The organism is Paenibacillus agaridevorans, assembly GCF_003112455.1.
GTDB classification, from domain to species: Bacteria; Bacillota; Bacilli; order Paenibacillales; family Paenibacillaceae; genus Pristimantibacillus; species Pristimantibacillus agaridevorans.
In genome coordinates this window covers 209,853-212,967 of sequence record NZ_BDQX01000339.1, presented here as the reverse complement: position 1 = coordinate 212,967, position 3,115 = coordinate 209,853, and the positions used below count along the sequence as shown (strand labels likewise).

Here is a 3,115-nt window from a genome sequence, read left to right as displayed (position 1 = left end):
TAGATACGAAATTTGAATGCCTTATGATGAAGCATCGCTTGTTTCACCACCTATCTACAAGAAATACAATTGTTAACACCACCTAATTATAGCACGTACGTTCGCTAATATTCACCTACAAATTTCCCGATTCATCCCCTTCCTTCGCTCTCACTTCGTGAGTAAGGTGGCTTAGAGGCAGGGGTATTCTCGGTGATTGTAATAAATAAAACAAAAAATCGGGTTATATTCTTTTTCAAATGCGCCTTATGCATATCATTCCTCCGAAAAAAGAGTAGATTTCATAGTAGATTCCATCTATGTTCTATTTCGCTCTATTTCGAACATTTCCTTCCAATGCCAATTATGCTGCCACGTTCATCCCCGATATTGAAAAACTTGGACCATTACCGTTCAACCGAAGTACGTAAGGGCCGCCGGGGTATTGGAAGACAACCCGGCAGCCCTGTCGAAATGGAACGGCGTTATTGTTGGGCAACTTTATAAGGCCAGCCGCTGACCCTGTTCCAGCCGTTTGATCTGGCGCTCGCCCGTATCCGCCAGCTCGCGGAATTGCGTAATCGTCTCTCGCATTCTAGGCAGTGCCTCCTGCTTGTAGACGCTGATGGAATCCAGCGCTGCGATAACGTCGGAGAAAGCCTGCTTCAGCGTGTCGACGGAAATGCTGGACTCCAGGGACTGCTTATGAATCGCGGCTCCCTGCTCTTTGAGCATTCTGGAGGTGCCGCTAATCAGCGTATCCGTCGTTTGGTTCAGCAGCTCGATCTTGCTTAGCACGATGCGCTGATTGTAGAGGGCGCTTGCCACCGTCACCGACGTCTTAAGCGCGGACACCGTCACGTTCCTTGCCCGATCAACGCCGCGAATCAGCTCCTTGTTGTTCCGCATGACAACCTCGATCGCCATGATTCCCTGCTGGTTTACGACCATCATCTGCTGCAGGTCCATCAGCCGCTGCCTGAGCGGGAACAGCACCTCCTCCGCAATAAAGCGGATGCGGTCATCCTCTTCCTGCCTCAGCCTGGCCGCTCCGAGCTGTGCCTCGATCTCCTCGTCCATAAGCATGCCGAGCTGTATCTCCTTGCGGAGCCGCTTCGTCAGCTCGCGAAGCGCCTGCTGCTCGAATTCCAGGGTCGTATTATCATTGCGCAGCACCGTCTTGCCCTTATCAAGCGATACGATGATATCCGAAATAACGGCGTCGGCCCGTTGATATTTGGCAAAGTAGCTCCGCAGCGGATTGAAGAACTTGCCCAGCATGCCGTGCTTCGCGAAGTCGACGGCGCCGGGATCGAGATCCTTGAGCTGAAGCTGCAGCTCCGTCAATCCTTGCGCGACTTGCCCGCCTTCGTCGCCCGCCCTGGACAGCTGGCCGACGGACACCTGGAGCAAGCCGTTCTTCTCCGCGGAAGAACGCATGGTAGCCATGCCGAACTGCTCCAGCGAGGTCATGATGTCCTTGCGTTTCTCGGGCGCCTCCGGATCCACCTCCAAAATCGCGGCAACGTTGCTTCGCGCCAGCGTCCGAAGCTGCTCCACCTCCTGCGGAACAGGCTTCACCTGCTCTTCGATCGCAGACCGTATGGCCTCCGGGCTCACTACTTCCATCGAGAATGACATTGGATCCCCTCCCGTAATTCGTTCTCCTACATTTGCGCGTTCAGCAGATTGCCGATCTTGTATACGACATCATCCGTGTCGGCATTCATGCTGACGGCTTCGTTAATGGCAGAGATGCTCTTTAGCGCTTCCACATTGGCGTTGTAGCCGATCGTATAGATCGGGATGCGATACGTCTCGACCAGACTGCGGATGTCGTCCAGCGAATGGCCCGTATTCGTCTCCCCGTCACTGAGTACGAAGATAACCGGCTTTGCTTGGGGGCGCGCGACCAGCGCCTCGCGAAGCAGCTTCATGGCTACTGCGATGCCGTCGAAGGTCGCCGTCTCTCCGCCGGCACGCAAGCTCTCCACCGCCCCCACGAACATCGATTGCTGATTCGTATCGTATGTACCGATGGGCAGCTCGACCCTCACCTCGCTGGAAAAGGAGACTAGCCCGATGCTGTTTTCCCTGCCGAGCACTTTCTGTCCCGCCAGCAGCGATTCCTTAAGCCGGTTTAGCGGCTCGCCGTCCATGCTGCCGGACACGTCCGCCACGAAGACGGCGGCAACCTCCTGCCCCCCGTTCTTCTTCTCTTTCCATAGCTTCTGGGCAGGCGCAAGCATGGAGCCGTCGATCGGCTTGCTCTCCGGCCGATACTCCTCCAGACCGTTAAAGCCCTTGCGCGTTCCCTCTTGCTGCCATCTCTCCCTCGTGACGAACTCCGCGAAGGACAGAAGAATGTCCCGCTTCTGCACCGTCAGGTCGCCCAAACCATACAACGGACTGTCGTGCCTGACGCCGAACGGCGTGAAAACATACTCGCTGCGCAAGTCAGGAGAGTTCATATAGGTCTGATATTCCAGCACGAACGCGTCCAGCATGCCCGACTTTGCCGCCTCCCGCATCTGCAGCGTCGTAGAGGCGATAAAGGGCACATTGGCCTGGAACCGCTGGAAACCTTGAACGGCCTCCTCCCCAAGCGGGTTCCCACCTCCATACGTCTCCAGGGATGTCACCAGGAAATTAAGCCCCGTCGAGCTTGCGAAGGGATCGGTATATCCCATCGCAAGCTCGTTCTCCGCGAGCGCGTCCGTCAACGTTTTAACGCCGACGAAGCCGTACTTCGCCACCAATTCGTCATGCTTAGCCTTCTTGGTCACGATTCCCGCCACGTTGCCGACGAGTCTTTCCGACAGGAGTTCGATTGGAATGCCGTCCTCTTGAATCATGGCTCCCCACAGCTCATTCGACGGCGTGAACGCATCCGGCACGTATTTTCCCGAGCGGATATAATCGGCGGCCGTGCCGGAGGCGATGTTGCGCAGCTTCACCGATACGCGCTCTCCGTTCAGAACAATACCGGCATCATTGAATGCTTGCGCAGCCTCCGCCAACCAGCCGTCGACGCCTTCTCCGCCTTTCTCCGTCGACGAAAAGATCTCTGCATAGCTGCCTGTTGACGGCTGCACCGTTACGGGATATTTCTCGATATCCGGCAGCGAATCGCCTA

2 protein-coding genes are annotated in these 3,115 nt (G+C 55.9%); both read right to left on the bottom strand.

Annotated elements, in window-relative coordinates; all coding sequences use genetic code 11:
• Positions 1–480: 480 nt before the first annotated feature.
• A complete protein-coding gene (locus PAT3040_RS27300; RefSeq protein WP_108995161.1) occupies positions 481–1,620 on the bottom strand; it encodes a toxic anion resistance protein in 1,140 nt (379 codons plus the stop codon).
• A gap of 26 nt (positions 1,621–1,646) precedes the next feature.
• Positions 1,647–3,115, bottom strand: a 1,469-nt coding sequence (locus PAT3040_RS27295; protein WP_258235184.1) for a VWA domain-containing protein, incomplete at its 5' end; no start/stop codon positions are given.

Excerpts from the sequence above, each read along its gene's own strand:
- PAT3040_RS27300 (WP_108995161.1), bottom strand. The coding sequence starts at position 1,620 with ATGTCATTCTCGATGGAAGTAGTGAGCCCGGAGGCCATACGGTCTGCG.